The organism is Rhizobium leguminosarum (assembly GCF_019798305.1).
Lineage (GTDB): Bacteria > Pseudomonadota > Alphaproteobacteria > Rhizobiales > Rhizobiaceae > Rhizobium > Rhizobium leguminosarum_U.
The window spans coordinates 25,493-52,286 of the sequence record NZ_JAAXDD010000013.1; the positions used below are offsets into that span (position 1 = coordinate 25,493).

General features: G+C 61.6%; 19 protein-coding genes. 4 read left to right on the forward strand and 15 right to left on the reverse strand.

The window, feature by feature from the left end; genetic code table 11:
* The 5 genes from HFO99_RS22565 to HFO99_RS22585 form a co-directional block, all read right to left on the reverse strand.
* Nucleotides 1-654, reverse strand: coding sequence for a methionine ABC transporter permease (locus tag HFO99_RS22565; protein ID WP_222281181.1), 654 nt, complete (start codon nt 652-654; stop codon nt 1-3).
* Nucleotides 635-1,723: a methionine ABC transporter ATP-binding protein gene (locus tag HFO99_RS22570; RefSeq protein ID WP_222363725.1), complete on the reverse strand. Its 1,089-nt coding sequence runs from the start codon at nt 1,721-1,723 to the stop codon at nt 635-637. Before HFO99_RS22570 ends, HFO99_RS22565 begins: the two co-directional genes overlap by 20 nt.
* Nucleotides 1,724-2,083: 360 nt before the next feature.
* The gene (locus HFO99_RS22575; protein WP_222363727.1) at nt 2,084-2,923 is read right to left on the reverse strand and encodes a MetQ/NlpA family lipoprotein; all 840 of its coding nucleotides are present in this window, start codon (nt 2,921-2,923) and stop codon (nt 2,084-2,086) included.
* 242 nt (nt 2,924-3,165) lie between these two features.
* Nucleotides 3,166-3,726, reverse strand: a complete 561-nt coding sequence (gene msuE / locus HFO99_RS22580; RefSeq protein WP_222363729.1) for an FMN reductase — start codon at nt 3,724-3,726, stop codon at nt 3,166-3,168.
* 207 nt (nt 3,727-3,933) lie between these two features.
* Complete coding sequence (locus HFO99_RS22585; protein ID WP_222363731.1) at nt 3,934-5,136, reverse strand: MFS transporter; 1,203 nt, start codon at nt 5,134-5,136, stop codon at nt 3,934-3,936.
* Nucleotides 5,137-5,492: 356 nt separating this feature from the next.
* Between HFO99_RS22585 and HFO99_RS22590 the strand changes: the two genes are divergently transcribed.
* On the forward strand, nt 5,493-5,951 hold the full coding sequence (locus HFO99_RS22590) for a helix-turn-helix domain-containing protein (protein ID WP_222363733.1): 459 nt from the start codon (nt 5,493-5,495) through the stop codon (nt 5,949-5,951).
* A gap of 27 nt (nt 5,952-5,978) precedes the next feature.
* Nucleotides 5,979-6,350: a hypothetical protein gene (locus HFO99_RS33555; protein WP_261323282.1), complete on the forward strand. Its 372-nt coding sequence runs from the start codon at nt 5,979-5,981 to the stop codon at nt 6,348-6,350.
* A gap of 302 nt (nt 6,351-6,652) precedes the next feature.
* On the opposite strand, the gene HFO99_RS22600 is transcribed toward HFO99_RS33555, so the two are convergent.
* Nucleotides 6,653-6,799, reverse strand: coding sequence for a DUF1127 domain-containing protein (locus HFO99_RS22600; RefSeq protein ID WP_222363735.1), 147 nt, complete (start codon nt 6,797-6,799; stop codon nt 6,653-6,655).
* Between the two features lie 711 nt (nt 6,800-7,510).
* Here HFO99_RS22600 and HFO99_RS22605 point away from each other — a divergent pair.
* Together HFO99_RS22605 and HFO99_RS22610 are read left to right on the forward strand one after the other, a co-directional pair.
* Nucleotides 7,511-8,440 carry a TauD/TfdA dioxygenase family protein gene (locus tag HFO99_RS22605; protein WP_222363738.1) on the forward strand — a complete coding sequence of 310 codons (930 nt, stop codon included), beginning with the start codon at nt 7,511-7,513 and terminating at the stop codon, nt 8,438-8,440.
* A gap of 757 nt (nt 8,441-9,197) precedes the next feature.
* A complete protein-coding gene (locus HFO99_RS22610; RefSeq protein ID WP_261323283.1) occupies nt 9,198-10,403 on the forward strand; it encodes an MFS transporter in 1,206 nt (401 codons plus the stop codon).
* A 79-nt stretch (nt 10,404-10,482) separates the two neighbouring features.
* Here HFO99_RS22610 and HFO99_RS22615 read toward each other — a convergent pair whose 3' ends face one another.
* The 9 genes from HFO99_RS22615 to HFO99_RS22655 form a co-directional block, all read right to left on the reverse strand.
* Nucleotides 10,483-12,285 carry an adenine deaminase gene (locus HFO99_RS22615; RefSeq protein WP_222363742.1) on the reverse strand — a complete coding sequence of 601 codons (1,803 nt, stop codon included), beginning with the start codon at nt 12,283-12,285 and terminating at the stop codon, nt 10,483-10,485.
* Nucleotides 12,286-12,470: 185 nt separating this feature from the next.
* The gene (gene lhgO / locus HFO99_RS22620) at nt 12,471-13,676 is read right to left on the reverse strand and encodes an L-2-hydroxyglutarate oxidase (protein ID WP_222335621.1); all 1,206 of its coding nucleotides are present in this window, start codon (nt 13,674-13,676) and stop codon (nt 12,471-12,473) included.
* Nucleotides 13,677-13,864: 188 nt separating this feature from the next.
* Entirely contained in the window at nt 13,865-15,301 is a 1,437-nt protein-coding gene (locus HFO99_RS22625; protein ID WP_222335619.1) for an HlyD family type I secretion periplasmic adaptor subunit, read from the reverse strand.
* Nucleotides 15,298-17,442 carry a peptidase domain-containing ABC transporter gene (locus tag HFO99_RS22630; RefSeq protein ID WP_064246387.1) on the reverse strand — a complete coding sequence of 715 codons (2,145 nt, stop codon included), beginning with the start codon at nt 17,440-17,442 and terminating at the stop codon, nt 15,298-15,300. Before HFO99_RS22630 ends, HFO99_RS22625 begins: the two co-directional genes overlap by 4 nt.
* 42 nt (nt 17,443-17,484) lie before the next feature.
* Entirely contained in the window at nt 17,485-17,793 is a 309-nt protein-coding gene (locus HFO99_RS22635) for a hypothetical protein (RefSeq protein WP_222335617.1), read from the reverse strand.
* 57 nt (nt 17,794-17,850) lie between these two features.
* Nucleotides 17,851-19,083, reverse strand: coding sequence for a GTP-binding protein (locus HFO99_RS22640; RefSeq protein ID WP_222363744.1), 1,233 nt, complete (start codon nt 19,081-19,083; stop codon nt 17,851-17,853).
* 22 nt (nt 19,084-19,105) lie between these two features.
* Nucleotides 19,106-24,445, reverse strand: a complete 5,340-nt coding sequence (locus HFO99_RS22645) for a DUF4082 domain-containing protein (RefSeq protein WP_222363746.1) — start codon at nt 24,443-24,445, stop codon at nt 19,106-19,108.
* A gap of 344 nt (nt 24,446-24,789) precedes the next feature.
* Nucleotides 24,790-25,974: a GTP-binding protein gene (locus tag HFO99_RS22650; RefSeq protein ID WP_222363748.1), complete on the reverse strand. Its 1,185-nt coding sequence runs from the start codon at nt 25,972-25,974 to the stop codon at nt 24,790-24,792.
* 106 nt (nt 25,975-26,080) lie between these two features.
* A partial coding sequence (locus HFO99_RS22655; protein WP_222363749.1) for a DUF4082 domain-containing protein occupies nt 26,081-26,794 on the reverse strand: 714 nt, incomplete at its 5' end.

Consider the following 26,794-nt stretch of genomic DNA (forward strand, 5'->3'; position numbering starts at 1 on the left):
TTATCGGTGGTCCAGCCTGGTAACCAGCCGGTCGCCGAGCCACTGGATGCCGCAGACGAGCACGATGAGCACGGCCACCACCGCGATCATCACACTGGTTTCGAAACGCTGATAGCCATAGCGGATGGCGAGATCGCCGAGGCCGCCGGCGCCGATCGCGCCGGCCATGGCCGAGGCCCCGATCAGCGTCACCAGCGTGACGGTGAAACCGGAGACGATGCCCGGCAGCGCTTCAGGCACAAGCACCTCACGGATGATCGTCCAGCGATTGCCGCCCATGGCGCGCACGGCATCGATCAGCCCGCGGTCGACCTCGCGCAGCGACACTTCGGCGATGCGGGCGTAATAAGGGGTTGCGGCGATGGCGAGCGGCACGATGGCCGCCCAGGTGCCGAGCGCCGTGCCAACGATCAGCCGCGTCAGTGGGATCAGCGCCACCAGCAGGATGATGAAGGGTACCGAGCGGAAGCCGTTGATGACCCCGCCGAGCACGCGATTGATCCAGAGGTTTTCGGCGATGCCGCCGCGCGCCGTCGCGACCAGAGCAAGGCCGAGCGGCAGGCCGGCGACGAGCGAGATCAGTCCCGAGGCGACAGTCATCAGGATCGTCTCCCAAAGGGAGCGAATGAGCAGTTCAAGCATGATCGGTGTCATAACCAAGCACCTCCACCCGGGCGGACCGGGCCGTCAGGAATTGTTCGACCTTTCCGGCAAGCGCGGGGTCGCGCGCGGGAACGGCAATGAAGAACCGCGCCACCGGCTGGTTCTGGATGTGGTCGATGCCACCATGGACGAGGCGGAAGGAATGCGGCAATGCTGCCGAGAGTTCGGCAAACAGCGCGCCCTGCGCCTGAGGCCCGGCGAGATCGACGCTGAGGATCGCTTCGCTGCCCGCCGTCGCCGACAGTCGGCCGGCGATATGCTCAGGAAGCTGCGGGCGGATGCCGCCAAGCAGGCTCCCGGTGATTTCAGCCTGCGGATTGGCGAAGACCGACCAGACCTGCCCTTCCTCGACGATCCGCCCTGCATCGATGACCGCGACGCGATCGGCAATGCCGCGTACCACTTCCATCTCGTGGGTGATGAGCAGAATGGTCAGTCCGAGCTTACGGTTGATGTCCTTCAGCAATGCCAGGATCGACCGGGTCGTTTCCGGATCGAGCGCCGATGTCGCCTCGTCGGACAACAGCAGCGCCGGGCGTGCCGCCAACGCCCGGGCAATGCCGACGCGTTGTTTCTGGCCGCCGGATAGCGATACGGGATAAGCCTTCGCCTTGTCGGCAAGGCCGACGAGTTCGAGCAGCTCATGCGCCCGTTTCAGGCGCTCGCTCTTTTCAAGACCCTCGATCTTCAGAGGCAGCGCGACGTTTTCTTCGACGGTTTTGGCAGAAAGCAGATTGAAATGTTGGAAGATCATGCCGATGCGGCGCCGCAGCGGCTGTAATTCCTGTTCTGAAAGTCCGGTGATATCTCGGCCTTCGATGAGGATCTCGCCGCTATCGGCACGCTCCAGGCCGTTCAGGCATCGGATCAGCGTCGATTTTCCGGCGCCGCTGCGGCCGATGATGCCAACGATCTCGCCTCTTTTCACCGTCAGCGAAATACCGTCGAGGGCTGCAGTGGTTCCGAACCGTCGCTTCACGTCGGTCAGCCTCACCACCTCTTCGGAAGCCGCCGCTTGAGACTGTGCCTCGATCGCAGTGGTGGAAACAAGGGAATTCATGTGGTTTTCCTTACAAATACTGAAGGCGGTCCAGGCAGAGAACGCCCGGACCGCCTCTCGGCAGGCCTTAGAGCCTTTCCGGGTTAGATTGAAGCATTCTGCCGGAGCAGGTTTTCGTCAGGGCAGAGGCGATTGGCGAAGGGCATACCCCTTGGTACGTCCGAGCCGATCGCCTTTGATCCTGGCGGAAAGATGCCCGGCCCTTCGGGTTGGCTGAAACGGGCCGGCTGATCGACCGACCGGCTTGGCCGTAGAGCCGGGCTACGACGCGCGCCGGCCGGTCGAACATCCGACTCCGTTTGAGCCAACAGAATGCTTCAATCTAACCCGGAAAGGCTCTAACCCCAGCCCTGCCCCGGATCAATAGGCGCTGAGACCCGTCCCCTTGTAGACCTTGTCGAACTCGGCTTTGACGGTCTCGTTCTGATAAGAAGACACAAGCGTCTTGACCCAGTCGGCATCCTTGTTGTCGTCCTTGACGGCGATGAAGTTGCGGTACGGATTGTCGGCGATCGGCTCCTGGGCGATGCGTTCGGCCGGCGAAAGACCACTTTTCAACGCCCAGTCGGTGTTGACGATACCGGCATCCAGATCGTCGATTGACCGGCCGACGATGCCGGCGTCGAGTTCCTTGATCTCGATCTTCTTCGGATTATCGGTGACGTCGGCGACAGTCGCCAGAATACCAGTGTCGTCCTTCAGTTTGATCAGGCCTTCGTTCTGGAGAACGCGCAGCGCACGGCCTTCGTTCGAAGGATCGTTCGGCACGCCGATGACGGCACCTTCCGGGATCTCGGCGACGGACTTGTATTTCTTGGTGTAAAGGCCGATCGGCCAGACCCCGGTATAACCGACACGAACGATGTGATAGCCGTGCTGCTGGATCTGGTTGTCGAGATAGGGCTGGTGCTGGAAGGCGTTGGCATTGATTTCGCCGCGCTCCAGCGCTTCATTCGGCTGAGTGTAGTCGTTGAAGATGACTGTCTCGATCTTGAGACCCTTCTTGGCCGCCTCGCTCGCGACCACGCGCCAGATGTCCTCCTCCTCGCCGGCCATGATGCCGACCTTGATCGACTTGTCCTCGGCATGGGAAGGGGCGGGTGCTGCAAAGGAAAAGACTGCGGCCGCCGAAATAGCGACGGCGGCAAGAGCCGCCCGGCGCGAAAGGTGGAAGCCGTGAAGATTTTTGTTCTTGGTCATTGTATATCCCGTCTGACTGAATGAGGCCAAGCGCCCCGAGCAGGCTGATCATGGCAAATGCGCGTATCGGGAGCGAAGCACGAATGTCTGATGTAGAGGAAGGGCCGGAAAAACTCTTGCCCTGCCATCGATATCGGCAGGATAAATTTCCATCAAATTAGTGGATTATACTTGGCAGCGAGGATGGCACGAAAGCAAAAACGGCGCCTCCGCGGCGCCGTTTCAAGTGTATCCCGCACGCTTCACTCGGCGGCGATAAGCGCTTGATTCCGGCTGGGAAAGAAGGCCGCGAGCTCGCTGATGACCTCCCCGATCCGCTTGGAAAGCGGGTCGGATGAGACACGGTAATCGGTGAAGTCGCGGTCGGACGCGTAGACGGCCGTCGGCAGCGTGTGTGACATGAAAAAACCGAAGAGCGGGCGAAGCTGGTGCTCGACCATCAGCGCGTGCCGGTCGCCGCCGCCGGTCGCGGTGATGATGATCGGCTTGGCGCGCAGCTCATGTGGGTCGATCAGGTCGATCAGATGCTTGAAGAGGCCGGGATAGCTGCCCTTGTAGGTCGGCGCTCCGATGACCAGCACATCGGCATTGACGATGTCGTCGATGACTTCCCTGGCGCGACTGTCGAGATCGTCACGGCGCAGCGCCTGGCCAAGCGAGGGGCCGACATCGGTCAGATCGTAGATGGTGTTGTCGAAGCCGTATTTCTCACCGGCGAGACCGGCAACGTTTTCGACAAGCGCAAAGGTCTTCGAGGGGCGGTTGAAGCTACCCGCAAGGCCGACCAGTTTGTGAGCAGACATGCCATTTCCTTCCAATATCGTGCCGAGACCGACGTCACTATTGGACGAATATTATCTATAAAAATAGTGGATTAAAGGAATGGTGATCCCTCTTCCCCATAGCAGGAGAAAAATACGTTCGGGCCTATGGGCGAAGGCGACGTGCGAAATCGGGCCGGAGTGTCGGTGACATTCCGGCTCGATCGATTGTCCGTAAGCGATGTCGCCTCAGACTGGTTTCTGCTTGGGAATACGCGGCAGGAAGACCGTGAGGAGACCGAGCAGCGGCAGGTAGGAGCAGATCCGGTAGACGAAATCGATTCCATGGGTGTCGGCGAAACTGCCGAGCAGGGCTGCACCAAGCCCCCCTGCCCCGAATGCGAAGCCGAAGAAGACCCCGGCAATCAGCCCGACGCGCCCGGGCACCAGTTCCTGCGCGAAGACGACGATTGCAGAGAAGGCCGAAGCGAAGATCAGGCCGATGACGACGCTGAGCACACCCGTCCAGAAGAGGTTGGCATAGGGAAGCAGGAGCGCGAAGGGAATGACGCCGAGGATCGAGAACCAGATGACGAAACGCGCGCCGAAGCGGTCACCGATCGGCCCACCGAGGAAGGTGCCGACGGCAACCGAGCCGAGGAACAGGAAGAGCATCAGCTGTGCCTGCTGCACGCTGAGCTCGAACCTGTCGATGACATAGAAGGTGAAGTAGCTCGATACGCTGGCCATGTAGACATTCTTCGTTGCCGTCAGCAGCACGAGAATCAGCAGCGCCCAGATGACCCGGTTCTGCGGCAGCGGCAGGGTCCGGCTGATTGCCGGCTTGCTGGCATTCTGGCGCCTGTGACTGATGTACCAGTTGCCGACCCAGCTCAGCACGATCATGCCGACCATGGCGATGGCGGCGAACCAGGAGACGCTGTGCTGGCCGAGCGGCAGCACGATGAAGGCGGCAAGCAGCGGACCGATCGCCTGGCCGGCATTGCCGCCGACCTGGAAGAAGGATTGCGCGAAACCGTGGCGACCGCCGGAGGCAAGACGGGCGACGCGTGAGGATTCCGGGTGGAAGACCGCCGAGCCGAAGCCGATGAGGCTTGCGGCAACCAGCAGCAGTTCGAAGCTGCCGGCATTGCCGAGCAGAATGAGGCCGCACAAGGTACTCGCCATGCCCACAGGCAGCGAATAGGGCATCGGCCAGCGGTCGGTGACGATGCCGACCAGCGGCTGCAGCAGCGAAGCCGTGACCTGGAAAGTCATGGTGAGGAGACCGATCTGCACAAAATCGAGATCGTAGTTCGCCTTGAACAGCGGATAGAGAGAGGCGAGCAGCGATTGCATGATGTCGTTCAGCATGTGGCAGAAGCTGACCGCCACGAGGATAGACATGGTTGTTTTTTCGAAACGGGGCGCGCTCTCGGCAACGGTTGCCATCAATATTTCTCCTGCACAGGCACGGCCGGTGCCGTGCGATGTCGCTTTTTTTCGATGGATTTTCGGGCGATCGGGGCTGGGAAGACTCTCGTGCGACGGTCGCTGAATGGCATTTAGCGTAAGCCGAAACGCAATTACAGCCCAGTTTCATCCGTATTGGTACGGCTTTTGCTCGATTTGCGCTGCCGCCGAGTGATTTCTGCGTGATTTCACGTCTTTGGACGGGGGCTTTCATATCACAGTCGGCCGTGATCGTCGCATATCCGCTGTGCTATATGAAAACAACCATGGAAAAGCCATGCGGGGGATACTACAGCTGCGCCGATTGAAAATGCGATCGAGGCTGAAAACACGCGATGAATGTCAAGACAGCGAATGCAATAGACAGCTATGTCGGAGCGCGCATCAGAATGCGCCGGCAGTTGCTCGGGATGAGCCAGGAACGGCTTGGCGAGCAGATCGGCGTGACCTTTCAGCAGGTTCAGAAGTACGAGAAGGGCATCAACCGCATCGGCGCCAGCCGGCTGCAGCGGATTGCCGAGGTGCTTCAGACGTCGCCAAGCTTCTTCTTCGAGCAGGAGAAGTCCGAGCCGTTGATGCTGCAAGGGCTGGATCTATCCGCAAATATGGACCCGGTCGCTGAATTCCTGCGAACGAAAGAGGGATTGGTGCTCAATCGCGCCTTTTTCAAGATTGCCGACCGCAATATCCGCGAAACGGTCATCGCATTGGTGAAGGCGATGGCACAGGCGGAAAGTCGCGGCGTAACATTGGGAGCCGCCGGAGCGGATATCACTCTTCCGCTCGGAGAATAGCCAGGGATATCGGCAGGCAGTATCCGCATGAAGCTCAGGCTCGAGTCATTTGGTGAGCTGCGGCTGATCGATCTGACCGGGCAACCCGTGGCGCATGCGGCGGCGATGAAGTCATCTTGGCCGAGCGTTTCAGCCTCGAGAAATCACCGGCGCGACATCGCGCGGCGGATCGCCAGGGAGCTTGCCGGGCAGGTCCGCCGGCATGAAACCATGTCCACTCCTTCGCGGGCAATTCGGCCGCTATCACAGCTACCTTCTCGGTCTGCGGGATGTGAAGTGAAGCGGCTTTCTCTCCCGATATTCGACGTGGGAACAGCCGCACTCGATCTCGATCTGCAGCAGGGAAGGTTCAGGATACGAAAAAGCCTGCCGCGGGAGGAGGTGCGGCAGGCTTTCTGAAAGCCGAACAGCGACTTGGAGGAGGAGTGCCGCTGTTCCGACAGACGTCCCCTGGGAGGAGGAGTGGGCCGTCTGAGATTCGAAGCGTTGCGGGAGGAGGTGCATTGCTTCGATTGCCTTGATCATACACCGACCGCGGATGATGCCAACGTCTTATGCTGCACTGCAGCTATGCAAGGACTACAAGGCGGAGGCTTATAATACGAACGAGGATCCCAACGAGCTCAGCCACGGAGTCCAACGCAAAAACGCCCGCGTCAGGAGCGGGCGTCAAGCGGTGATAGACATCAAGTGCTGTGCGGTTAGCGCGCGATCGATGCGCGGGCAACGCTGCGAATATCAGCGCGGTCGATGCCGAGGTCCTGGAGTTCACGGCTGGACATAAGGCCGAGTTCGGTGACGGTCTGACGGAACTTGCGCCAGTTGTTGAAAGAGCGTGCTACGTTCATGATAATCCCCTTTCCTGAGGGCTGTCTGACGTCAGCAACCTTGCTCGGCTCCGGCGTCGTTTCGATGATTGGAATATAGGCGGTTCAATCGGTTTAAAACAGCGACAATCTCTCACCTCAGCTATGCGATAAACGCATAAGCCGTTTCTTTTTTGCGCGAAATGCTCTCTTTTTTAAGGCGCGGAGGTGAAAGCCGTCGGATCGACGGGTTCGTGTCTCGCGTCACAGAGTGAATGCTGCGAACAGTACTTAATGACACGTGTTGAGTTCCGAGCCCCTAAGTATCCGACATATCCGGACGGAAGCGCTCAGCGGCATATCCCAACGCCACGGCGTGACGATATCGGGGCCCAAATTCTCCGAAAAAACAAGGAGGATCCCTGCCACGCTGAGCGTCTTGCTGAACAAAATCGGTTGGCCAAGGCACTGCTGGTCCGCGGACCCTGATTTGCGGAAGCGCACCAGCGCCTTCGGTGAAACAATACATCGCTGAAGGCCCCCAAGTGAGGAATTCGTTGGGAAGAAGAGACTATCGAAGGCGGCTGTTTCGGGCAAACGGCTAAAATTAGAAAATTCTATCTATGGATTTTATAGATTATATCGTTCCATAGCTCTGTCGATTTTAACAATGAGACTTTCGAACGCCCGGCGGATGCATCGCTGGGCGCATGTGACTTGCCGTCTTCTTCCAAGATCAACCAGGAGATTTCCATGAGCAATCCAGTTCTCGTCAATCAGATCATTCCCGAGTCCGATGTCGTGCCGCTGACTGGCCGCGTCGGCGCCGAAATCAGGGGCGTCCGCCTCGGCGGAGACCTTTCGGACGCAACGGTGGCGGCCATCAACCAGCTTCTCCTGAAGCACAAAGTCGTCTTCTTCCGCGACCAGGAACATCTTGACGATGCCCAACAGGAATTATTCGCACGCCGCCTGGGCGACCTTGTGCCTCATCCAACCCAGGGTCCGGTGACCGGCACGGCCTCCATCCTCAATCTCGATTCCAGCCGCGGCGGCGGCAGGGCGGACCAATGGCACACCGATGTCACCTTCGTGGATGCCTATCCTAAATTCTCGGTCCTTCGTGGCGTCGTCATTCCGGCAGCTGGAGGTGATACGATCTGGTCCAACACCCATGCCGCATACGAAAGTCTGCCGGCATCGCTTAAATTGCTGGCGGACAATTTATGGGCGATTCACAGCAATGCCTATGACTACGCAGCCGTGCGCCCTCGTGCCACCGCTGAAGAGAAGAAGCATTTCGAGGACGTTTTCACCTCGACCATCTACGAGACCGAGCATCCAGTCGTGCGTGTCCATCCCGAAACCGGCGAACGATCGCTGCTGCTCGGCAACTTCGTTCAGCGCCTGGTCGGCTTGTCGAAAAGCGACTCCACGAAACTCTACGAGGTGTTCCAGTCCTACGTTACCGCCCCGGAAAATACCGTGCGCTGGCGCTGGAGAGCCGGGGATGTGGCGATCTGGGATAATCGTGCGACACAGCACTATGCTGTCAACGACTACGGCGACCAGCACCGGGTCGTGCGCCGCGCCACCGTTGACGGCGACGTCCCTGTCAGCGTCGACGGCCGCCGCAGCATAACCCACGTCAAGGCCGCCAAGCCGAAAGCAAAGGCCGCGTGAGCGCGGCCGGACAGGGGGCGACATGCAGCTTCATATCGCGCGGTGCTTGCCGCCGCTTGCGCCACCGACAGTCATCCAGGCATCGCGAACAGCCTGACGGCACTCCATTCGCGACCCCCTGCTGCATTGCCCAGCGCGGCGATGCAGCAGGGGGTCAGCTGTTGCCATCCATTCACAGGTTGGGACAATAACTCTCACACGTCGTCACAGGCTTTGACGACGTGTGCCTTTTAGCCACATCACCAATCCAGCTGTTAAGCAACGACGCTGCCGCATGGCTTTGCACAACGATCTGAGGCACCAGATCGATATCAGGAAGGCTGCCCAGGCCGAGTGGTCCCATCGCAAACAGCCCAAGTAACGCGCTCGCCTTGGTCCGCCCGCATTCATCTACGACGATACCGATCTCGAGTTCGTCACGCGTTGCAAGCCCCGCAACGATAAGCGAACGGACAAGCGGGCTATCGGTCCCGGACGGCCGAAGCGGCAGTCTATCGTCAGATCCGCGGGAAGGACCTCGAGCCCGGCCGGGGCCGAAAACAGCACGCCGTCCGTGGCGATGCAATTCACTTTTCCCTTCCTCAGGTGTTTGCCATCATGGCTCGAAACGCATTATATGGCCGAAGCCTCCGGTGAGCTCGAGTGCCGGCAATATCGGCGGCCGGCGTCGCAGACCCGACAGTCCTTCGGCTGCCCATGCTAGATGATCATCGTGTCGAACAGCCGTGACCGCGATTGCCAACAGAGGCCGATCATCATGACTAGCGTGCGTCTCCCGGGTAACGTTCTCGTCGCCGTCATGATCGCCTGCGTCGCCACGTGTTACGGCTTCGGCCTCAGCCTGTTTCCCCAGATCATCCCCGACATGCGGAAAGATCTTGCCTTCGACTATGCGTTCGTCGGCACTGTCACCGGCTTGGTCCAGTTTTCCACGGTGGCATTCGCCGTGCTCGGTACCTGGCTCGTCCATCGCATCGGTGCGGCACGGACGGTGGTGGCGTCCGTGTCGCTTTGTGGGCTTTGCCTGTCGGGCATCCCCATTATCGACAATCTCTATGTTGTTGCCGGCCTGCTGATGGTCGCCGGCGCGACGGGCGCATCGACCTTCGTGCCGATGATTAACCTCGCCTCGCGGGTGGTGAGAGCAGAACAACGCGGCTTTGCCATGAGCCTGATCTCTAGCGCCCCGGCCTTTGGCGTCCTCATCAACAGCGCACTCGTGGCGGCATACGCCGGAAGCGGTCACTGGCAGATGGTCTGGTATCTCACAGGGGCGGCCACGATCACACTGGCCATTGTCACCCACATCCTCTTCGGGCGGGCCGGCCTCTTCGACAGCGGGGCAAGTCACGAAACGCTCGCGTCAACTGCCGGCGCTTCAGCAAGCCTGCGCTCCATCATGCCATGGATAGTGCTGATCTTCGCACTCGGCTTCATCAACGGCCTGATGCCCTATCCCTATCTCACCTACCTGTCGCCGTTCCTGCGCGAGGAACTCGGCTATTCCGTCGGCTTTGCCTCGTGGCTCTGGGCAACGATCGGGGTGGTGGGGATCAGCGCAGGCTTTGCCATTGGCACAATATCCTCACGCCTCGGATCGCGCTATGCCATGCTCGCCTGTTACTCAAGCTTCCTCGCCGCCGGCGCCCTCGTCGTCCTCGATCCCTCGATGCAACTCTCGATCCTGTCAGGTATCTTCTTTTCGCTGGGCTTTTATCCGATCTATGGCTTGCTGCCGGCCTACGTTTCACATCGCGCCACGCCACGCCTTGCGGTGACCGTCTTAGGCATCTGCACCGTGTTCCAAGGCATCGGCGGCACTACAGGGAACTTCTTTGGCGGCGTGATCAAGACATCGACGGAGAGTTTCAGCGGCATCTATCTTGCCGTTGCAGTTACGGCCGCCGTCGCGGCGGCGATGACGATTTTGCTGCCGAAGGATCAAAGGGTGCAGGCCGAGTAGCGTCTGCCGATGCTGCCTTTGGCGCAAACGCTATTATATGTTGGCATCCTCGCCGCAGGCGCCGGCTGTTTTTTGCCGATCAGGCCTTTTCGAAGAGTGGCGAGATGACCATTTCCGGCACCAGCACCAGGCCCTTGTCGGTTATCCGGATTTCCGGGATGACCGACAGCGGGATGAGGTTGAAGCCCATATAGGCGATGGTGCAGCCTGCCTTTTCCCATTCGAGCTTCAAGGCCTTTACCTCGTCGGCGACCTGGTGCACGCGCTTGTCGGACAAAAGCCCGGCGATCGGCAGTGGCACCATCGCCGTCACCTTGCCGTCCATGACGACACAGACGCCGCCCTGCTTTTCTTCGATCGCGTCGAGCGCCACCTGCATGTCCGCTGCATTGGTGCCGGCGACGATGATGTTGTGGCTGTCGTGGCCGACCGACGATGCGACCGCGCCTTGTCTGAGGCCGAAGCCGTTGAGCAGCCCGTGGGCGACATTGCCGGCAGACTTACCGTGACGCTCCACCACCGTCACGAAGCAGAGGTCGTGCTTGTCGAAATGCGCCTGCCAGTCATTGGCCGGCTCCAGCGTGACGGTGACATGGCCGAGGGTGATGCCAGGCAGCTCCGTCTTGATCGTATGAGCGACGACGGTCTCCGTCGGCAGGTCCGGTGTCAGTTTGAGGTTCTTTGGCAGCTTGACCGTGTGGTAGGCAGCATCGGGATAGCGGTACGGTTTCGACAGGGCTTCGTCGAGGATTGGTGTGATCTTCCTGCCGTCGACGACGAGTTCGCCACCATACCAGGTGCTGACCGGCGCAAGGTCGTCGCTGAGAAGCACCAGGTCGGCGCGGCGTCCGCCGCCCAGACCGCCGATTTCGCCTTCCATGCCGAACCGCGTCGCGCCGTGCAGCGAACCCATCGCCCAGGCCTGTTCCGGCCTCATACCGTATTTCACCGCTTCGCGAGTCACCCAGTCCAGGCCGAAGGCGAGCAGATCTTCCGCATCACGGTCGTCGGTGCAAACGGCAACGCGCTTGGGGGAAGCGCCGAGCTCGGTGATCGTCTTGATCGCCTGCGGCAGCGAATGCCAGGGTGTCGTCGGCGGGCCGCCGCGCAGGAAGATCCACACGCCGGCTTCCAACAGGTCGTCGGCAATGTCGCGGTCGATGGCTTCATGCGTGTCGGTAACGCCGGATGCGGCATAGGCGGCAACAAACTCTCGTCCGTAGACATGGCCCGACACCGGCCTGCCGCGCTCGAGTGCTGCAGCCAGGATCGCATGGCTGCGCTCGTCGCCCATCGCAACGGGGACGAAATCCATCTTCTCACCGAGAGCCACGGCTTCCGGCCATTTGTCGAACAGGGCGGCGATCTTGTCCGGCGTCAGGTCGCCGCCGGCTGTTTCGAGATCAGGCGTCGTCGCCGGCACGGTGCTCGGCACGGTCAGGAAGATCGACAGCGGCGCCTGCCGTGCATCCTCGAGCATGGCCTCGACGCCGGCGACGTCCATGACATTGCCGATCTCGTGGCTGTCGCAGAAGATCGTCGTCGTGCCGTTGAGGAGCGCCGCTTCGGCATAGGCGCAGGCCGTCACCATCGAGGATTCGATATGGATATGCGGATCGACCAAGCCCGGGGCGATGATGCCGCCCCTTGCGTCGTAGAGCTTGGCGTTCCCGCCTCTGTAGCTGCCGGCCGGCTTCACGGCCGCAATGCGGCCCCCCGAAATCCAGACTTCGCGTCCGTCGAGAAGGCGCTCCGAATAGGTGGACAAGATGCGTGCGCCCTGGATAACCAGGTCGGGTTCGCGACGAGCGGAGGCGACATCCGCAAGACGGCGAGTCATGGTCGAGAGCGGCTGAACGGAGAAGCGGGTAAGCGTGCTCATGTAAACCTCATTTCCAGGGCTCGGGGAGGACAGGCAAGATTGTAAGGAACGCCGTCGAGGGAAGGAAGCACCAATAGTTCTTGTCTCTGGCGTAGGCCTACCGAACGGCGCAACAGGCAGGGATACTCCACCGCTCAGTGCGCCCTGACCGACATCGTTCATTCCGGCTTCCCTCACGGCTTCGTCTAGCCGGCGGAAAAGCACCTGTCGGCAATATCCCGGCCGATCGGGATCGACGATGTGGCTGCCGGCGACGGCGCATTGCAGACGTGCAGCATGCGACCCGTCCTTAGGAACAGGAAATCATGCTCCAGGCGCCCGTCCCGCATCACGGCCTGGGCCCGGATGCCCGCCTCCATCGGCTGAAGGTCTTCGAGTGTCAGCGATGGGCAGTATTTGCGGCACGCTTCCAGATAGTTTTTCCGCCACAGCGAGTCCCTGAATTCGTGCACGGCGCCCCCTGCGTTCTTCCAGAGAAGCCGCCATAGGCCCGGAAACGAGAGACACTCGCTGAGATCCCGGACGTTTATGCTGAATTTCGGATATCCCTCGCGCGCCATTCCCAGAACCGCATTGGGTCCGACGGTAAGGCTGCCGTCGATCATCTTGGTGACGTGAATGCCAAGGAACGGAAGCGACGGATCAGGCACCGGATAGATCAGGTGCTTGACCAGTCCATTCCGCGACGGTGGCAGACGGAAATATTCGCCCCTGAACGGTATGATCTGATGATCGATCTTGAGGCCCGCAAGTTTGGCGATGCGGTCGGACTGCAGGCCGGCGCAGGCGATCAGCTGTCTGGCCCGCCATTGGCGCTCACCCGCTGAAATCTCCACGAGATCAGAGGTTTCGCGGATCGCGGAAACCTGCGTATTCAATTCGATTTCCACGCCCTGAGCGGTCAGATGAGCGCCCATGGCGACGCACACAGCCTTGTAGTCGACGATACCCGTCGCCCGAACGAAAATTGCCGCGACGCCTTCGACCATAGGCTCCCGTTGTTTCAGCGTATTCCGATCGAGCCATTCGATATCGATGTTGTTGATCCTTGCCCGTTCGGCCAAGTCCTTCAGGCGGCGGTGTTCGAGCTCGTTGGTGGCAACCACCAGTTTTCCACATTGTTCATAGGGTACGGCCTTCTCCCTGCAGAACACCTTGATGGCATCGGCCCCCTCCCGACAAAGGCGCGCTTTCAAGCTGCCTGGCGCATAGTAGATTCCCGCGTGGATGACGCCGCTGTTGTGCCCTGTCTGGTGGACGGCCAAGCCAGGCTCCTTTTCAAGGAGAACGACACTTGCACCGGGGCGCTTTTCCAGAACGGCCATGGCGGTGGCAAGACCAACTATGCCGCCGCCTATAATGCAGACGTCGTGAACCATTGCGACACTCATTCCCAATCGATCGAAATTAACGCTGAGCGAATGCTTGGCGCGTTCGGCGATTCGTTGATAGTGCGAGCCGCCAAAAGCCGGGCAAATCCGCCTTCACGAACATGCGGGCGACCGCAGCTATGGGACGCGAAATCTCTGCCTTGAACCTCACTCGGGATCTCGTTCGGGGCGAACTGATCCGTCACGTCCTACGGTTCGCGTATTGCGTTGTCGAGACCGCGCAGCAGCGGATACAGGAAATAGGAGATCACCGTACGGTTGCCGACCTTGATTTCCGTGGTCACAGTCATGCCGGGAAGCAGCCGCACCGGCACATCTGTGGCATTCAGCCGGGTATCGGCAAGCAGGATCCGCGCCTTGAAGAAGGGAGCGGCCGGCTGGTTGGTGGGGGCCTCCTGCTGGCCCGTGAGGAAGGTGTCCTGGCTGATGGTCCTCACCTCGCCTGTCGCGGTTCCGTATTTCTGGAACGGATAGGCATCGAGCTTGATACGGGCTTCCTTGCCGACGGCGACGCGGCCGATATCGCGCGTGTTGATCGAGACTTCCGCTTCCAGCGGCACGTTGATGGGCACGAGTGTGACCACCGGCTCCGCCTCCCGCACCACTGAGCCGACCGAGCGCTGCGCCAGGTCGAGCACGACGGAATCGGCCGGCGCCGTCAGCGCGACCATGTTGCGGCGCAGTGCCATCTTCTTCAGTTCCTCGTCCGCCATGTCACGCTGGCCGCGCAGCTCGACCAGTTGCTCCATCGCCGCCCGGCGGAAATCCTCGATGAAGGCCTGCCGGTCGGCCGTCAGCTTGGCATAGGCGTGCGCGGCCTCGTCGGCCCGGCCGCGAACGGCCGTCAGATCGGACTCGACGTCAAGTCGGGCGTCGCGCGAGCCGAGCAGCGTGATCAGCGAGCCGCTCTGCTTGTTATAGAGCCGCTCGCGCGCTGCCTCGATCTGCGAGAGCCCATCACGCCTGTCGTCGAGCACGGCCTCCTGGTTCTTACTCGCCAGAAGGGCCGCCGACTGTCCGGCCATCTGCTGCTCGAAATTCTGCAACTGCGCCACGTAGAAGGCCCGTCGCTGGCCGAAGAGCTGCGCCTGCAGTATCTGGTCGGGCGTATCTCCCGCCATCTTCGTGTAGTCGTCGCCGGCAAGCTCGGCCTCGATGCGCCGCACCTGGGCGTCGAGCGCGGAGAACTTCGCCTGCTGCTGGTCGACATCGGCCTGGCTGAAAGTAGCGTCGAGGGTCGCGAGCGTTTGGCCGGCATGCACCACTTCGCCGGCCTTCACCTCGATCGTGCGGATGATCGAGGTTTCGAGCGGCTGGACGACGATGGTCGGCTGGGTGGTGACGAGCTTGCCGGGCGCGATCACCACCTCGTCGATTGACGAGACCGAGGCCCAGATGATCGCCGCAGCAATCAGCGCCGTCACGCAATAGAGCGTCATGCGCGCAACTCTGGGCGGAGCGCGTTCCTCGAGCTCGACGGCATCGGATTGGAATTCTGCAATTGCCGGCGGCAGCGGCAGGCGGGCGGTCAGTTCCCTTCCCTTGTGTGAGGGCGCCTTGTCTGAAGGGCCTTTGCCCGAAGGGACCGGCAGGTTCTCGCTGGGTTTTCTGGTGTGCGCATTCATGCGACCTGCCTCATCTGCTGGGCCCACAGGTGGCGATAGGTCATGCAGCGCGATACAAGCTGATCGTGCCGGCCGATATCGGCGACCTTGCCACGCTCGATGACGAGAATGGCATCGGCATCGACGAGCGTCGAAAGCCGGTGCGAGACGATGATGACGGTGCGGCCGGCGGCGATGCGGCTCAGATTGTCTCGGATGATCGCCTCACTGTCGGGGTCGAGCGCGCTCGTTGCCTCGTCGAAGATCAACAGCTTCGGATCGGTGATGAGCGCGCGGGCAATGGCAAGCCGCTGCTTCTGGCCGCCTGACAGGTTGGAGGCGTTTTCCTCCAGCATCGTGTCAAAGCCGCGCGGCAGGCGCTCGATGAACTCCTCGGCGCCGGCGATGCGGGCGACTTCCATGATCTCCTCGATGCTGGCATCGGGCTTGGCGGCGGCAATATTTTCGCGCACCGAGCCGCGAAACAGGAAACTGTCCTGCAGCACGACGCCGATGCTCGTTCTCAGATGCACGAGGTCGATCTCGCGGCTGTCATAGCCATCCATGCGCACGAGGCCTTCCTGGCTCTGATAGAGCCCCTGGATGAGCCTGGTGATCGTCGTCTTGCCCGAGCCGCTCTTGCCAACCACGCCGAAGAGGCAGCCCGCCGGAATGGCGAAGGAGACATTGTCGAGCGCCGGTGCGCTATCCGGGCCGTAGCGGAAGCTGACTCTGTCGAATTCGATACGGCCCTGCAGATGCGGCCGAACACCTCGCCCGCGGCCCGCCTGCTCCGGCCGCTGGTTCATGATCTCGCCGAGCATGCGCACGGAGAGCGCGACTTCCTGATATTCGTGCACCATGGTGACGATCTGCACCAGTGGTCCCGAAACCCGGCCGGCGAGCATGTTGAAGGCGACCAGCGCGCCGATCGTCATCGCGCCGCTGAAGACATCGAGCGCGCCGAGACCGATGATCGCGACGCTCATCAGCTTCTCCAGCAGTCCGGTCATCGCCTGGGCGATGGTCGAGATCTTGTCGACCCGGAAACGCACGGAGATCGACTGGGCCGAATAATCGTCCCACACCTTGCGCTGGCGCGGCTCCAGCGCCAGCGATTTGACGGTTCGCATGCCGTGCACGGTTTCCACCAGCAATGCCTGCCGGTCGCCTTCGGCCTGGTAGAGCGCCTGCAACCGGCGCTGGAACGGCCCGACGAGCATCATCACCACGAGCCCGACGAGGGCGGCAAAACCGAGCACGACAAGCGTCAGCTTGACGCTGTAGAGAAGCAGGATCGGCACGAAGACCAGCAGCGAAACGCCGTCCAACAGTGTGAGAAACAGCCGGCCGGTCAGGAATTCGCGGATGCGCCCGGTCTGCTGCATATGCTTGACGAGAACGCCGGCCGAGGCCTGCTCGAAGAGCGCGATCGGCAGGTTGAGCAGATGGCCGAAAGTGCGGGTCGCGACGCGGATGTCGATCCTGTTCGTCGCATAGAGGAGCAGATAGCGGCGCAGGAAGGTGAAGGTCGCGTCGAAGACCAGGGCAATCGCAATGCCCACTGTCAGAACCGTCAGCGTCGCATAGCTCTGATGCACCAGCACCTTGTCGATGACGAGCTGAAAGAAGATCGGCGTCGTCAGCCCCAGCCCGTAGAGCACGAAGGCGGCGAGCGCGACATCGCGGAAGAAGCTGCGCTGCTTGATGATCTCGGGGACGAACCAGCGGAAGCCGAAGGGCCGGTCCTCATCGGACATGCGATAGTTGCGCTTCAGCAGGATCACCGATCCGAGCCAGGCCTTGGCGAACTGCTCTTCGCTGAGCATCATCACTTCGGCGCGTGATGCCAGCGGGTCGAGAACGCGGATTCTTTCATCCTCCCCGCTCCCGACAGCGCCGGCGATGACCACCCAGTTGCCGTTCGTCAGCTCGGCGAGCACCGGGAATGCCTCGCCGAGTTGGAACAGGGATCGCCAGTCGAGCGTCAGATGCCTTGCCCTGAGGCCGGCATCCTTGGCCATGCGCAGCAGCTGCCGCAAGGCAACAGGATCGTTGCCGACGGCATAATCGTGCTGCAATCGTTCAGGAGCAAGGTCGACGCCGTGATGACGCGCGACCAGTGCAAGACAGTGCAGGTTGGTATGCAGAAAACCACTCATGGCCCACCCGAGACAGTACGAGACCGAGGCATATTTGTTTTGTCAGTTGAAGTTCGGCGAGGCGTTCGAAGCGCCCGCCTGCGCCGACTGGTTATCGGCAGCCGCCGCAGCTGGCATATCGCCCATGCGACGGATCGCACCCGCCTCCACCAAACCGCCAAGCGCCTTCTGCATGAGATCGACCGCGTTGGCGAAGGCATCGACCGGCATGATGATGCGCTGGCGGAAAGCCGGCTTCGGATTGTTGTTGGCGTCACGATCGGTAGCCGAGAGCGACATCAGGTCGATCCGCACGATCGTTCCCGTGATGGTGATTTCGCCGATGCCATCTGCGTAAAGTTCGTTGCTCATTGTTCTCTCCTCCGGTTGATAATCAAAACGTCTTCATCTTAGGGCGTCTTACGTCCATTAGGATGCTCTAAAACTATCTGAATGTGCGTGCTGCCAGGCCGGAAACGGGTCCCGAAGCCCGGCGGCGGTCTGCGGATCGAAGCCCGTCTCCTCACCGGTCAGGCAGTCGCCGAGCGCGGTGCGGATTGCGTTTTCGTCGAAGCCGGCGCCGATGAAAACGAGTTCCTGGCGGCGGTCGCCCCAGACCTTGTCCCAATGCCGGTCGATGAGCTGGCGGAACTGCGGATAACGCGGCCATTGCGCCTTCGGCACGGACGCCCACCAGAAGCCCTTGGTGTCGATGCGGCACTGCGTGCCGGTAATCGACAGCAGGCCGATCTCGTCGGGCCTTGTCGCCAGCCAGAAATGGCCCTTTGCGCGGATGAGGCCCGGCCATTTCCGGTCGAGAAAATCCCGCAACCTGGAGGGATCGAACGGCCGGCGGCTGCGATAGACGAAGCTCGAAATACCGTATTCCTCCGTCTCCGGCACATGGTCGCCCCAACCGAAGAGTTCCTTGTGCCACAGCGGATGGCGGGCAGCTCTCGCTTCGCTGAAGAGGCCTGTATTCAGGATTGCGTCGAGCTGCAGCCTGCCGAAGCCGGTCTCGATGACGCGGGCATCAGGGTTGAGTGCGGCAACGATGCGGCGAACCTCGGCAAGCGCGGCAGGCCGCACATCCTGCGCCTTGTTGATGACCACGACATCGGCAAATTCGATTTGCTCGACGAGCAGTTCCACCAGCTTGCGCTCGTCTTCTCCATCCCGGCTCTCGCCGCGATCCCTCAGGAACTCCGCGCTCGCGTAATCGGCCAGAAGATTGACCGCATCGACGACGGAAACCATCGTGTCGAGCCGCGCGACGTCGCAGAGGGCTGCCCCGCTCTCGTCGCGGAAGGAGAAGGTCGCTGCGACCGGCAGCGGCTCGGCGATCCCGGTGCCCTCGACCAGCAGATAGTCGAAACGGCCGGCGGCGGCGAGGCGGCGCACTTCGCTCAGGAGATCGTCGCGCAATGTGCAGCAGATGCAGCCATTGGTGAGCTCCACCAGTGTCTCGTCCGTCCGCGACAGGTTCGCCCCCCCGTCGCGCACGAGATCGGCATCGATATTCACCTCGCTCATGTCGTTGACGATGACGGCGACCCGGCGCCCCTCGCGATTGCGCAGGACATGGTTGAGGATCGTCGTCTTGCCGGCGCCGAGAAAACCGGCAAGGACCGTCACCGGAAGTCTGTTGTCTCCACTCGTCATCGGTACTCCCCGCTCGCTTTCTTTACGCCGCGAGCTGCGGCCTGAACGCTATGTCCACATAGTAGTTTGTGCTGTTGTAGCTGGCACTCGGGAACAACCCGCTCGACCCATAGGCATAGACGCCGTTGGTGCCGCCGAGCGCCCTCAAGTCGCCGTTCGTCACATCGGCGCTGAAGTAACTGCCGGTCGCCGAATAATTGCCGTTGGTGCTGTAGGAAACGACATAGGTCGTATCCGCGGCGACCGCGACCTGCTGCGTGAGCATCGCGGTCTGCCAGCCGCTTGCCGTTTCGTTGCTGAAGCTGACGCTGCCGAGCAATGTGCCCGAGGCGGTCCAGAGATAGCCGTTGTGCGGGCCAGTATTGTCTGCCCCCTTGTAGAAGCGGATGCCGGTGACCCAGCCTGCCGTATCGGCCTGGAATTTCATGCCTAGATTGACCGGCTGGTTGTCGTTCACGGAGACGATTGAAGGCGTCGCATTGGCGGCAAAGAGGTTCTGCTCCGGCCCTGCCGTCTGGCCGCCGTTGATGGTGAGCGCAACCTGCGCCGACGCCGTGCCGCCCTTGCCGTCTGCAATTGCGTAGCTGAAGCTCGCCGGTCCCGAATAGCCTGCCGTCGGCGTGAAGGTCACCGTCTGGGCCTGGGCATCGTAGGCGACCGAGCCGTTGACCGCGCCGCTGACGCCGGTGATGACAAGCGGGTCGCCATCGGCATCGGTGTCGTTTGCCAGGAGCACTGAGGCCTGGATGGTGATCGGCGTGCCGGTATTGGTCGACAAGCCGCTGTCATTGGCGGCGACCGGAACCGCATTCTGCGCGCCGCCCTGCTGATAGAGCACGTCGACCCAGTAATTGCTCGCATTGTAAGAAGCGGTCGGGAACAGGCTGCCCGAGCCATAGGCATAAAGGCCGTTGCCGCCGCTCGCAGCACTCGACGGTGCCGTCAGCGCGCCGCTCGTATGGTCGGTCGTGAAATAATTGGCCGATGCCGAGTAGAAGCCGTTGGAATGATAGCTCGCCACATAGGTGGTGCCTGAGGTGATGCTGATCGGTTGCGTGAAGCTCACCGTCTGCCAGCCGCTCGCCGTCTCGTTGATGAAGGTTGCTTGCCCGAGCAACTGGCCGCTCGCGGTCCAGAGCGAGCCGACATGCGTGCCGGTATCCTGGGCGCTCCTGTAATAGGTGAGCCCGGTGATCTGGCCGCTGGCGGAAGCGATGAACTTGACGCCGAGTTCGACCGAGTTGGCATCATTGGCGGGGGTAACACCCGAGGTGTCGGCGCCGGTGAACAGGCTCGACGTCGTGCCTCCGCCGGGCGGCGTGCCGACAGTGAGGCTGACCGTGGCCGACGCCGTTCCGCCAAGCCCGTCCGAGATCGAATAGGAGAAGCTTGCCGCACCCGTATAACCCGCCGTTGGCGTGAAACTGACGGACTTGGTCTGGCCGTTGAAAGTCACCGTTCCGTTGACCGCACCATTGACGCCGGTGATGCTGAGCGGGTCGCCATCGGCATCGGTGTCGTTTGCAAGCAGGCTGGCTGCGGCAATCGACAGCGCCGTGTTGGAATAGGTCGTGTAGCCATTGTCATTGGCGGCGACCGGCACCGCATTGCTAGTCTGATTGTAGACGACATCCACCCAGTAATTCGACGACTGGTAGCTGGAGGTCGGGAAACCGGAGCCATCGGCAAAGACGCCGTTGCTGCCGGCAAGCGCCGTCAGCGAGCCGTTACTATGGGCTGATGTGAAATAGTTTGCCGTCGCCACATAGCTGCCGGTCGTATGGTAGGAGGCGACATAGGTCGTGCCGGCCAGAATATGCACCGGGTTCGAGAATGTCGCGGTCTGCCAGCCGCTCACCGATTCGCTGCCGGCGAAAGTGACGGTTGCAACCAGCGTGCCGTCGGCCGTCCACAGCGAGCCGGTATGCGAGCCGGTATCGCCGGACGCCTTGTAGAAGCGGATGCCGGTCACCATGCCGCTGGACGAAGCGAAGAACCGCATGCCGAGTTCCAGCGACTGGCCTTCGTTGAAGCTTGCACCCGTCGGCCCTTCGCTTGAGGTGAACAGCGTTTCCCCGGCAGGGCCCTGGTTTACGGTGAGGCTGACATTGCCCTGATCCGTGCCGCCGCGCCCGTCCGACAAGGTATAGGCGAAGCTCGCCGGCCCCGAATAATTGTTGGTCGGTGTGAAGGTGACGGTGCCGTTCTGCTTGTTGAGCGTCACCGTGCCGTTGACGGCATTGCCGACGGCCGAAATCGTCATCGCATCGCCATTGGGATCCGTATCGTTTCCGATGAGCGAGGCGATCGAGATGACGACGCTGTCGTTGCGGGTGATGGTTAGCCCCGTGTCGTCGGTCGCAACCGGCGCGCCGTTGGGCCCGGCATCAAAGACTACGTCGACCCAGTAGTTGGTGCCGGTGCCGGGGCTCTGGCCGGGGAATGTGCCGGCATTGTCGCCATAGGCATAGACGCCGCCGCCATCGACGGCCTTCAGCGCGCCGCTGGCATAGGGGCTGCCGAAGTAATTCTGGGTGGCGGAATAGTAGCCGCTGCTGTGATAGGAGGCCACATAGGTTGTGCCGGCGACAATCTGGATCGGCGAGGAGAATATCACGGTCTGCCAGCCGGAGAGCGATTCATTCACCGATACGCCGGTCGCCAGTAGCGTTCCGTTGGCGCTCCAGAGGCTGACGACATGGTCGCCGATATTGTAGAAGCCTTTGTAGAAGCGGATGCCCTGCACGGAACCCGCGGTCGTTGTCTGGAAGCGCAGGCCGAGCTCGACGGAATCGCGATCGATCGCCACTTCGGTCGCGGGCTTTTCCGCCAGCGTCCACAGGCCCTGTGTGCCCGGCAGGGTAACCGTGACCTGCTTGCCGGCCGATGGCGCCTCCAGATTGACGCTGTCGTCGACGGCCCGTGACATGACCGTGTAGGTGCCGCTCGCCTGGACGACCCAGTTATAGCTCCAGCTCTCGCGGCCTGACGCCTTGAACCAGTGCTGGCCGCCATCGGTCGAGACTTCCACGCCGGCAATGATGCCGCCGCCGAAATCCTGCGCCGTGCCCGTGATCGTCACGTGCTGGCCTTCGAGGAAGCTTGCCCCAATGATGGGAGACGAGATCGACGAAGTCGGCTTCAGTATGTCGGTCGATTTGGTCGCGAGGATCAGGCTCGCATCCAGCGTCGTCGGCTGAATGCCCATGTCCGCGAACATGTTGACCATCGCCTGCTGCACGTTGCGATCGGTTGACGTGGCCGGGCCCTGGTGGTTGTCGCTCAGCCCCCATGACCAGAAGACTGTGCCGGCGCCGAAGACCAGCGCGCCGCTTGTCGCCCGGTACATGGTCAGGCTGTGGGTCGCCACCGCATCGCCGACCGTCGTGCCGTAGTCGCGCAGATACGTGCTCACCGAGACCGAGGAGAGCGACAGGTCGATCAGTCCAGCCGGACGGAATCCGTTCTCGACGTCGGAATCCCACTCATAGCCGAGCAGGTTCTGCACCAGATTATAGGTCTCGCCTTCATTCAGCTCCGAAACGTCGGTATTGCGCCAGAAGCGCAGGTTCGAATAGTCGTAGGGGATGGAGATCGTATCCTGGCGGTAGCTGTCCACCTGGAACATCGTGCCCGTCAGCGCATTCTCCGGCTGCTGCCCCGAATCGGCATAACGCGGATCGCGCCAGGTGCCGGTGCCGACATTGCTCGGATCCGTGCTCGTGCCCCAGGTTTCCTTGTAGCAGACCATGGTGCGGTAGGCCTGGCCGCTGCCGTCGATGCTGCTTTGCCAGCGGACCTTCCAGTAGCACTCGTTACCGCTCCAGAAGGCGAGGTTGACGCCGGCATCGCGCGCCGCCTCGACATTGGCGCGCTGTTCGGCAGACCAGTATTCGTCATGCCCGACGGAGAGATAGGCATCGTGGTTGAGCAGCAGCGCGCCGTTGCGCGTCGCATCGACGCCGGAGATATAGGAAACGTCGTAGCCGTTCTGCTCCAGCCACGAGATGGCGGAGGATTCGACGCCGAAGATGTAATCGTGCGAACCGCCGATCGGGCTCGTATTGGTGATGATCGGCCTGTTATAGCTGACGGCCGAGGCGCGGCCGATCGCGGTCAAGCCGCAGCTGCAGTTCGGCGGCAGGTAGCCGATCATGTCGGCGGGATCGACCGGCACTTGGCCATAATAGAGGCTGGCGCCGCCCCAGGCATTATAGGCCTGCCATGTCGTATCCGAGGTCTGGAAGACGACATTGCTGGTGGAGGCGTCGTCACGCACGACGAAGGGGATGATGCTTGCGTCCGCGGTGCTGTCCTCGCGCACCAGCTTGGCGAAATAGACGCCCGAGACGGCATCGGCAGGGATCTGCCAGCTGGCGGACACCGACCAGTTGCCGCAATCGATGAGACCGAGCGACATGTCGACGATCGGGTGCGGCTGGATTTGTGCCGTGGTCAGCGATTGTTCGATCGAGTCGACCTTGCGCGCGCCGGCCCCGCCATAATAGCCCATGCGGTAGATATCGATGCGGTAATGGGTGGAATCCGTGGCGATCTTGAAATCGACCGTCTGGCCGATATTGGTGCTGATTTCGGTGGCAAAGCCCTGGATCGTGCCTTTGCCATCGCCCTCCAGTCCCCATTCGCTGATGGGGTTGCCCTGCTTCATGTTCTCGAGCGCGATCTTGTTGGGCGTCGCAGCAGTTGCAGCAGCTGCGGCCGCCGCCACCGGTGCTGCAAGCGCAGTCGGGGCCGCGGTCGTATTGGCGGAAGCGTCCTGGCTTGGCTCCAGCGAGATGGAGGCTATCGAGGTCTGAAGGCGCAATGACGTCGTGCCGGAACCGGCGGCAGGATCGGCCGGCGGCGTGGTAGCGCCTCCCGTGCCGGCATCGCTGGTAACACCCGTCAGCACGGGCGCGGCAGGCAGCGTCGCAGCCTCCTCGTACGGGTCCGGGCCGAGCACGGTGCGCTCGGATGACGTGGTCGTCGTCTGCAACACCGTCGCAACCGATGCCGTCTCGGCGGACGTGTCCTGTGCGCTGCCGTCGCCTGCAGGCGCGGGCATCGCCGTTGGTGGAATCGAGGCAGTCTGCCCGCCGCCTGCTGAGATCAGCGCGGCGGGCAGCATGATATTGCCTGTGTGGGAGGACGGGACAGCGCCGCCGTCGAGATTGGCGAAGCTGCCCTTACTGGCAAAGCTTAGGGAACCACCGGTACTCGTGGAAGATACAACCGTCGCGGTTCCCAGCACTGCGCTCCAGGCTGAAGGTGCACGACAGATACTCAACGCTCCACCAAATGTACTCAAATACTCACGATTACTGACATGAATTCTCCGCATCAGCGGCGTCCCCTCCCGCATCGGCCGGCCCTTCGACCGCTATAGCAAGGCGTGTATTCTGGCACCTTTGCTAAGGGAATGTACGACAGCAATCTGGGGTATGTGGGTGGTACTCCCATACGCCGATATGATGACCCTCACCGCATACCCGACCGACAAGGCCCCAAAGCTGCCTGCGCATAACCCCGAAAATCGAGATCGATTTTCGGAGAGAATTATGCGCCCATTCAAAGTGTTAGAGCGTCCTTAGCGCGTCTGAAAAGACGCGCGGCGCTCTCAGTGGCTGACGCTGGTTGAAAAGGAATTCTGGGCCGGTCCGGCTGGTCGAGCCGGTTAACGCGGCGGTTGTCCTGCGCCACCCCGCACTACCACGCCGGAAACGGATCTTCGAGGGTGGCCCAGTCGCGCGGATCGGCGCTGGCGAGACATCCGTCCAGAGCGGTCCGCACACCCCCCTCGTCCATACCCACGCCAATAAAGACCAATTCCTGCCGACGGTCGCCCCAAGCGCTGTCCCACCGGCTCTCGAGATGCTGACGAAACTGCTGGTGGTTCGGCCAGTCTTGTCGGGGTACGGCCGCCCACCAGAGCCCCATGGGTTCACAGCGCCGTTGCACCCCGGCAGCCGACATCAGACCCACGTGACGCGGGCGCGTGGCAAGCCAGAAATGGCCTTTGGCGCGGATGACCCCCGGCCAGGGCTCGTCCAGGAATGATCGAAACCGCATGGGGTCGAAGGGACGCCTCGTGCGATAGACAAAGCTCGAGACCCCGTATTCCTCCGTTTCTGGAACATGCTCATCCGGGCAGTACAATTCCTTGTGCCACAGGGGATGCGCTGCGGCCTTTGCTTCATCGAAGAGGCCCGTATTGAGGACAGCTGAAAGAGAAATCTTGCCGAAATCCGTCTCCACCTGGCGCGCATCCGGGTTGAGCGAAGCAACTATCTTGCGGACTTCCGCGCGGATCTCTTCGGTCGCGTCCGAGATCTTGTTGATCACGACAACATCGGCAAACTCGATCTGATCCACCAGCAGGTCGATGAGTGTGCGCCGGTCCTCACCGTCGCGCTGCAGGCCACGGTCGGCAAGCAGATCGGCACTGCTGTAGTCGGCCAACAGGTTTGCAGCGTCGACCACGGTGACCATCGTGTCGAGGCTGGCAAAATCGGCGAGCGAGACACCATTCTCGTCGCGGAAGGAAAAGGTTGCCGCGATAGGGCATGGCTCGGCAATGCCGGTGCCTTCGATCAACAGATAGTCGTATCGCCGCTCTTCGGCCAGCCGCCGCACCTCCGTCAGGAGGTCGTTGCGCAGAGTGCAGCAGATGCAGCCATTGCTGAGCTCGATCAATGTCTCCGTCGTATGCGACAGGTTGCAACCACCGTCGCGAATGAGACTGGCGTCTATATTCACTTCGCTCATATCGTTGACAATGACGGCGACCCGCAGGCCTTGACGGTTGTTCAGGACGTAACTGAGGAGCGTCGTCTTGCCAGCACCGAGAAAGCCGGCCAGCACGGTCACCGGGAGCCGCTCGACCTTGTTCATCGACATTCCTTGAATGCGGGCGGTCGAAGCGCCCTTCGCCGCGACCAGCATTTGCGTCGTATTGGTCTCATTCGAAACCGATCCCTACCTAACCTTATACTTTGCGTCATGCGACGAGCTGCGGCCGGAAGACGACGTCGGCATAGTAATTGGTTGAATTGTAGGTGTTGGTCGGGAAAAGACCTGTGGTGGCGGAACCGCCATAGGCATAGAGGCCATTGCCAGTGGCCGGAGCCGTCAGCGGACCGCTGGTAACGGCGGTCGTATAGAAATTGCTGGTCGCCACGTAGCCGCCGGTCGTGTGATAGGAGGCGACATAGGTGGTATTGGCGGCGATCGTGACCGGGGCTGCGAAGTTTACCGTCTGCCAGCCGCTCGCGGTGGTGGTGGTGAAGGTGGCGGTGCCGAGCTTGGTGCCAGTCGCGGTCCAAAGGTCGACGACGTTCTGGCCGTTGTCATTGGCGCTGCGATAGAATCTGATGCCTGTGACATCCCCGGCAACGTTCGACGTAAACTTGACGCCGAGCTCGAGCTGCTGACCATCGTTGAGGTTGGTCAGGGTCGGCGTGCTGGAGGCAGAGAACAGGCTATAGGTCGTCGGCGCCGTCGACACGGCGATGTTGAAGCTTTCGTTGGCGGCAAGGCCGCCAAGATCGGTTGCCGTCACCTTGACGCCGTAGGTTCCTGACGTTGTCGGCGTGCCGGAGAAGGTCCTCGTCGAGGCGTTGAAGCTCAGCCAGGAAGGCAGCGCCGTGCCGTCGGCAGCGGTTGCCGAATAGGCCAGCGTCTCGCCGCTGTCGACATCGGTAAAGGTCGTCGT

Coding starts and splice junctions, on each gene's coding strand:
- HFO99_RS22590 (WP_222363733.1), top strand. CDS start 5,493: ATGAATGTCAAGACAGCGAATGCAATAGACAGCTATGTCGGAGCGCGC.
- msuE (WP_222363729.1), bottom strand. CDS start 3,726: ATGTCTGCTCACAAACTGGTCGGCCTTGCGGGTAGCTTCAACCGCCCC.
- HFO99_RS22600 (WP_222363735.1), bottom strand. CDS start 6,799: ATGAACGTAGCACGCTCTTTCAACAACTGGCGCAAGTTCCGTCAGACC.
- HFO99_RS22640 (WP_222363744.1), bottom strand. CDS start 19,083: ATGACGAGTGGAGACAACAGACTTCCGGTGACGGTCCTTGCCGGTTTT.
- HFO99_RS22575 (WP_222363727.1), bottom strand. CDS start 2,923: ATGACCAAGAACAAAAATCTTCACGGCTTCCACCTTTCGCGCCGGGCG.
- HFO99_RS22570 (WP_222363725.1), bottom strand. CDS start 1,723: ATGAATTCCCTTGTTTCCACCACTGCGATCGAGGCACAGTCTCAAGCG.
- HFO99_RS22625 (WP_222335619.1), bottom strand. CDS start 15,301: ATGAATGCGCACACCAGAAAACCCAGCGAGAACCTGCCGGTCCCTTCG.
- HFO99_RS22615 (WP_222363742.1), bottom strand. CDS start 12,285: ATGAGCACGCTTACCCGCTTCTCCGTTCAGCCGCTCTCGACCATGACT.
- HFO99_RS22635 (WP_222335617.1), bottom strand. CDS start 17,793: ATGAGCAACGAACTTTACGCAGATGGCATCGGCGAAATCACCATCACG.
- HFO99_RS22630 (WP_064246387.1), bottom strand. CDS start 17,442: ATGAGTGGTTTTCTGCATACCAACCTGCACTGTCTTGCACTGGTCGCG.
- HFO99_RS22650 (WP_222363748.1), bottom strand. CDS start 25,974: ATGAACAAGGTCGAGCGGCTCCCGGTGACCGTGCTGGCCGGCTTTCTC.
- HFO99_RS22605 (WP_222363738.1), top strand. CDS start 7,511: ATGAGCAATCCAGTTCTCGTCAATCAGATCATTCCCGAGTCCGATGTC.
- HFO99_RS22645 (WP_222363746.1), bottom strand. CDS start 24,445: ATGCGGGAGGGGACGCCGCTGATGCGGAGAATTCATGTCAGTAATCGT.
- HFO99_RS33555 (WP_261323282.1), top strand. CDS start 5,979: ATGAAGCTCAGGCTCGAGTCATTTGGTGAGCTGCGGCTGATCGATCTG.
- HFO99_RS22585 (WP_222363731.1), bottom strand. CDS start 5,136: ATGGCAACCGTTGCCGAGAGCGCGCCCCGTTTCGAAAAAACAACCATG.
- lhgO (WP_222335621.1), bottom strand. CDS start 13,676: ATGAGTGTCGCAATGGTTCACGACGTCTGCATTATAGGCGGCGGCATA.
- HFO99_RS22565 (WP_222281181.1), bottom strand. CDS start 654: ATGACACCGATCATGCTTGAACTGCTCATTCGCTCCCTTTGGGAGACG.
- HFO99_RS22610 (WP_261323283.1), top strand. CDS start 9,198: ATGACTAGCGTGCGTCTCCCGGGTAACGTTCTCGTCGCCGTCATGATC.